A 6,125-nucleotide genomic window follows, 5' to 3' on the forward strand; every position below is an offset into this window, starting at 1 on the left:
CCGAGAGAAAAAAGTTCTTCCCGTGTATGATTTTGAAAAAATGAAAAAAAAATATTTTTAATACTTAAATGTTTTCTTGCCAGTTCTTCGTAAAAAGCAGTATCACTTCCATCGTATTCAAGCCATGGAATCAGAATAATCATTGTCTTTTGAGATAATTCGTCTTCTTTAGTGAAAACCCGAATCTGCCCAATTTCAGTAAAAGCACTTTTTGTCCCTTTAACTGAAAGAGGTGAAGGATCTTCTTTTCTGAGTCCTTCGCCCGGATGAATATTCTGACTGGAAAGTGCTATGGCTGTTACGGCTATAATAATCAGAAAAATAAAAGCAATTACCATCAGAAGAATTTTATTGATTTTAGTTATATTACTTAGAATTTTCATTAATATTTCCTTCAGTGAAAGGTGCGATTAATGCTGCTAAACGCGGATTCTTTTTTAACTCTCCGCCCTTAAGTTTTATATGAACTGCATCATCCAGCCAGATTTCTTCAGTAATGATGCCAGTTTTTCTTACTTCATTCAACAGATTTTGATTCTCAAAAGGAATTGTACATGAAATTTCTTTTCCTAACAGTTGTTCACAAATCTGTTCAGAAAGATTTTCAAAACCTTCATGAGTTTTTGCACTTATTTTTACTGCATCTGGAAAAAGCTCTGAAAGTTTTGCCATTCTGGCAGGATTGTCCTGAAGTTTATCGATTTTATTCAGGATAATAAGACTAGGTGTTTTTTCAGCTCCGATTTCTTCAAGAACTTTTGTAACAGTAAAATACTGGGATTCTATTTTCTCATCACTTGAATCCAGTACCAGCAGAATCAGATTTGCCCTCTGTGCTTCTTCAAGGGTTGATTTGAAAGCATTTACTAGTGCATGCGGCAGATTTGAAATAAAACCGACTGTGTCAGTGAGAAGAATATTTGTTGAAAAACCTTTTTCGTTTTCACTGGTTTTTATTGAAGATTTAAGCTGCAGTTTTCGTGTTGTAGGATCGAGAGTTGCAAAAAGTTTGTCTTCAACAAAGACATCTGCGCCTGTAAGTGCATTTAAAAGCGATGATTTTCCTGCATTTGTATAACCTGCCAGGGCGCAGCTGGGAAGCGGAATTTTTTCACGCCTTTTGCGCTGTGTTTCTCTGTCGCGGACAACCTGAGCAAGCTGTTTTTTTAACTGCTGGATTTTTTCACGGATTTTACGGCTGTCCAGTTCAAGCTGAGTTTCTCCGCTTCCTTTTGAACCGAAATTACCTCCACGCTGGCGTGCCATATCTCCATAAGAATGAGCAAGTCTCGGTCGTGCATATTCAAGCTGAGCCAGCTGAACCTGCAGAACAGCTTCTTTTGTCTGAGCACGGCTGGCAAAAATTCTCAAAATTACTTCCTGACGGTCGATTACAGGTATTTTAACAAGCTTTTCCCAGTTTCTTTGTTTTCGTGGAGATATTTCAAAGTCGAAAATGATTATTTCAATTTCAAGTTCTTTTGCAAGCGCAGAAATTTCCTGTGCTTTTCCGCTTCCAATTCCATATACAGGATTCTGTTCTATCCGGTTTAAAATTACAGAGCGGCAGATTTCATAACCTAATGTTTTTACCAGACCTTCTAATTCTGTGATATCATTTTTAGGTTCACCAATCAAAAGGGAACGGATTTTCTTATTTTCTTCGTCCTCAAGATTTATCAAATTCATAATGATAAAACTATATCATAAATTACGTGCTTTTGTTGCGAATTTTGCCGAAAATAAAGTAAGTAATAGAAAAGTATGACTTCTGGCCAAAGAGTCGCATTTAGTCTTCTGCTTTCAATTCTTGTTTTCTGTGCTTTTTCGATAATTGCTTTTTCTGGTCTTTTTGACCTGCTTGAAGTAAATTTTTATCAGCCTGTAGTCCGGGAAATAAAAGAAAAGAAACTAAAAGAAATTGCTAATGCACAAAACGAATATCTTGAGATTCTCATAAAACGCTTCAATTCCTTTGTTATTGATGAAGATGTGAAGTCTTATATTGAAACCAGAGCAGAAGATTTTTCCGCTCAGAAAAGAGAAAAACTGCGTTCAGAACTTGTGACTTCAACCCCTTGTCTTTCAGGAATCAGAATAGTTGATGACAACGGAAGAAATATATATTTCAGTTCTTTCCAGTCAGATATAATTGCAAATAAAAAAGGAATTGTATACAGAAATTATGATACGACCGGCGAAGCAGGTTTTGATTCTGTTAAATCATCAGACTGGCTTCCTCAGAGTGCAAATGCTGAAGAAAAATGCCGCCTTATAAAAGACGGAGAGAAAAACCGGCTTATCTTTTCACTGCCTTTTTATGATAAAACGGGAAATTTTCGTGCAACAGCTTTGTTTTACTGCGATGCAGGAGATTTTGCGCATTATCTTTATGACAGAAATTTAATAGATATGAACGGTTTCTGTGTTTTAGTAACAGAAAACAGGGATTCTAATAATTTTATAAGCGGCTTTGGAGGCTATGTTTTTGGGCTTCCTAATTTTGGAAAACAGTCAGCATCCGAAAAAATCCTGCAGAAATGGCATGAAAAAGAAAATAAAGATTTCTGGAAAATTGCACCTGAATCAGAAAATGAAAATTTAAGCAGCGAAGTTTACTGCGTTTTTTCTGAAAAACTTGCCCGCGATGATTTTGGTTATATTGCAGCCGTTTATAAAGAATCAGAGCTCCGTTTTTCAAAATATATACGTATTTTAATTCTTGCAACATCTTTTATCACTCTTTTCCTTGCCTTTTTCCTGATTTTTAGTTTTAAACATGATGATATTGTTGTAATCCGTGATAAAATTCAGCGCTATGAAAGCGAATTTCTGGCTGCTTATAAAAAACTTGATGAATTACAGTCTCCTGAATATTTTGAAACTCAGAGAAAAATTGTTGAAAAGCGGATAATAAAAAGTCTGGGTAAAAAAGTAAAAAAATACGGTGAAGAAATACAGATTCTGTTTAATTCAAGCTGGAACGAAATGCTTTCTTCGATTGGTGTCGAAAAACAGGTTTTACCTGAAGCGGAACAGCTTAAACAGATTGTAAAATCTTCTCTTGAAGACATAATTGGAAATGGAAAACTTCAGATAAATGCAGTAACACAAAATAGTCCTGCCGTAACAGCAGATACTTCCAGAATAAACAAAACTGAAGAAATTCCGGAAGCTGATGAAATAGAAGAAGCAGAACCGGAAGAAATTTCTGAGCTAACGGAAATTGATGAACCGGAAGAACTTTCAGATATTGAAGAAATTGATGAAGCAGATGAGGTTGAAGAGCTTTCTGAGATTGAGGAAATTCCTGAAGTAGACGAGATCGAAGAAAATTCTGAATCTGAGGAAATTGAAGAGCCGGAAGAACTTTCTGATATTGACGAGATTTCAGAAGTGGAAGAAGCCGAAAATCTGGAAGAGCTTTCAGATATCGAAGAAATTGATGATGCAGAAAATGTCGAAGAGATTTCTGAGCCAGAGGAACTTCCTGACGCAGATGAAATTGAAGAGATTTCAGAACCGGAAGAATATGATGAACTTGAAGAAATTTCTGAAGCTGAAGAAATTCAAGAAAATCCAGAAACAGAAGATTTAGATAAAATTGACAGCGTAGAATTTTTAACAGATACAGAACTTACAGCTCTTGATGAAGAAGGACTTTCCAGGGAACCTACTATTGCCGAACAATACGATATCATGCGCTTAAAAGACAGCGCAAATAAAATTGCGGATGATGATGAAATTATCGAAGAACTTGATTATGAAGAAGCTAATGACAATTCTGAAGAAGAAAACGACACTGAAGACAGTCCTGAAGAGGGCGTAAAGAATGTCGGAATTTCTCCTGACGATGAAATTTATAAAGATGAACGTCTTCTTGAAAAAATTGAATTCGGAGTTCCTTCAATTGAAAATGATAATGAAAACGCTGTAAATCCGCTGATTGAAAGTTTTAAGGTTGATTTTCTGGATTATTCTTTCCTTGATGAAGATTCAGCTCTGGAAAATATGTATAATGATTCTGAGGGCCAGAGCGATAACAGCGAGCATTTTTATGAAAATCCGTATTTAACCGAAGAAACTACTGAACTTATTGCAGAAAATGCCGATGATGTTCAAGAGCTTGAAAATATTTCTGAATTAGAAAGTGTTTCTGAGCTGGAAGTTTTAGAAACTCCGGAGGAAAATATGCCTTTTTCTTTTACACAGATTGCTTCTGCAAATAATGTAATTACCGACCTTAATGAAGAAATTCCAGATTCTATCATTCAAAATTCTGACGGGACATTTCAGATAGCAGAAAATCCCGGATTTAAATCGACGGCACCTTTAGATTTGGAATTTAAAAAACTTGTTGATTCAGTTCTCAGATAAATATAATGTCCCGCGCATGGTTTATTTTTAGTGCTGTTTATTTACTTTTTGCACTGCCGCTTTCATTTATAGACTCAAGAAAATTCAGAATACCTGTTTCTGCTGTTTTTGCAGGAATCGTTGTTGTTTTGATTTCAAGATTTTATTTTATAAATCTGCCTTTTATTTTGAATTTAAAAATCTCTGCCTTTGCTGTCATAACATCATTTCTGGCTTTTTTTTGCGTGCGTGTTTTTTCTGATTCAGCTGTCGGCTGGGATGATATTTTATTTGGAATCATGACATCATTTTACAGCGGTTTTTATGAAAATCTTGTAGCTGTCGTATTCGCAGCTTTACTTGGAATTCTTTTTTATCTTACAGATTCTGTAATTTCCAAAAAAATAAAGAGGAATGATAATATCTTAAAACCGATATTCGCCATTCCTCTTGTACCGTTTATAACAGCCGGAGCTGTTTTTACCAAGATTTTATTTTATGTAATTGCTTAAGCCTGGCTCGCAAGCATACTCTGCATCAGGTTTACGATAAGGTAGATTTTTTTGTAAACCCCGACACCGAGCTCGTTAATCGGAGTTTCTGCAAACCTGTCCAGCTCCTTCCAGTTTGTAAGCATTTCCGGTCTTTGTTTCTGGTAATCCTCAATAAGGGCTTTTGTGCCTTTTCCAAAAGTGATTAATGCTTTGGTAGAATTTACGATATATTCGCGTGCAAGTGAGTTACTGTCTCTTATTACGGTTTTAATTATATTTGCTGATTCTTTATCTCTGTCTGCTCTCGGCAGAAGTGTTTTGAGTTTTATGCCGAATTCACCTTCTTCTTCAGAGAGTTTTTTATCAAAGAGGGTAATTTTTTCTGAATATTCAAGAAGGGCATTGTAAGCGTCGCTCATTTCGGCAGTGAGAGGATTTGTAGCCCATTTTCCACGAATAAGAACAAGGTCTGCATATTCACGGACATCCCTTTTTACATATTCTACAAGGAAAGCCTTCATGTAGTTTAACGCCTGAGTGTATTCGAATGAACCCAGATTTTTCTTTGCAAAATAAGAGCCTGCTTCATCAGTATAAAACTGCAGCGAACTTATGCTTGTTGTGTTGAAAATCTGTGTAAGAAGTGAGTCAATTTTTGAATTTTTCTGTGCATTTTCAAGTTTCTGAATTGCGGTCGTAGCCTGCAATTTGATTTTTTCGATGTAAGGTTCAACAATCTGTTCACGTTTTTCTTCATAGGCGACAGCATAAGCAGGATTTTTTGTAGTAAGCTGAACAATCATTTCAAGAACACGGGAATTTTTTATCTGATTCAGCCTTGAGGTAATTTTTGCCCACTGGCCGCTTTTAATTGGTTCTGCACCGCCGCGCATATTTTTAAGAAGGTTCATGATAACAGACCAGTCTTCGTTTAACGGCAGAGACCAGAGAATTGTTAGAAAATCTTTTATATCATCTGATATGTAAGAGGCATCTATTGCTGAGAATTTTGGTGTGTGGTTAAATTCATTTTCATGCAATGTCGAATCAAATTTTTTTAGAATGAAATAATAATCAAATGTACAAAGCGCTTTGAAATTCAGGAGTTTTGAATAAATTGAATCAATTTCTTGAATTACTGACTGTTCAAATTCTGATGAGAGAATTGAAATATCTTCCTTAACCTTGGCTTTCAAATCTTTAAATTGCATTGATTTTGAAGCTTCTACAATAGCTTCTTCTTCAAGAGAATCAATTGCCTTTTTTTGATTTTCC

The 6,125-nt window shown here is 35.5% G+C and carries 5 protein-coding genes; 2 read left to right on the forward strand and 3 right to left on the reverse strand.

Translation table 11 applies throughout. The annotated features are described in order from the left end of the window. The coding region (locus ACKI5B_RS03475; protein WP_407425873.1) for a hypothetical protein at positions 1-383 on the reverse strand (383 nt) is incomplete at its 3' end. Then, positions 367-1,689 (reverse strand): GTPase HflX, encoded by a 1,323-nt coding sequence (gene hflX, locus ACKI5B_RS03480; RefSeq protein WP_407425875.1) that lies wholly within the window; start codon positions 1,687-1,689, stop codon positions 367-369. The genes hflX and ACKI5B_RS03475, both read right to left, overlap by 17 nt. A 75-nt stretch (positions 1,690-1,764) precedes the next feature. Between hflX and ACKI5B_RS03485 the strand changes: the two genes are divergently transcribed. Both ACKI5B_RS03485 and ACKI5B_RS03490 read left to right on the forward strand, forming a co-directional pair. Next, a complete protein-coding gene (locus tag ACKI5B_RS03485) occupies positions 1,765-4,377 on the forward strand; it encodes a hypothetical protein (RefSeq protein ID WP_407425877.1) in 2,613 nt (870 codons plus the stop codon). A gap of 5 nt (positions 4,378-4,382) precedes the next feature. Then, complete coding sequence (locus ACKI5B_RS03490) at positions 4,383-4,868, forward strand: prepilin peptidase (RefSeq protein WP_407425879.1); 486 nt, start codon at positions 4,383-4,385, stop codon at positions 4,866-4,868. Here ACKI5B_RS03490 and ACKI5B_RS03495 read toward each other — a convergent pair. Next, the coding region (locus ACKI5B_RS03495) for a DUF5312 family protein (protein ID WP_407425881.1) at positions 4,865-6,125 on the reverse strand (1,261 nt) is incomplete at its 5' end. The two genes, ACKI5B_RS03490 and ACKI5B_RS03495, sit on opposite strands and share 4 nt — an antisense overlap.

Source organism: Treponema sp., assembly GCF_045657965.1.
Classification (GTDB): domain Bacteria; phylum Spirochaetota; class Spirochaetia; order Treponematales; family Treponemataceae; genus Treponema_D.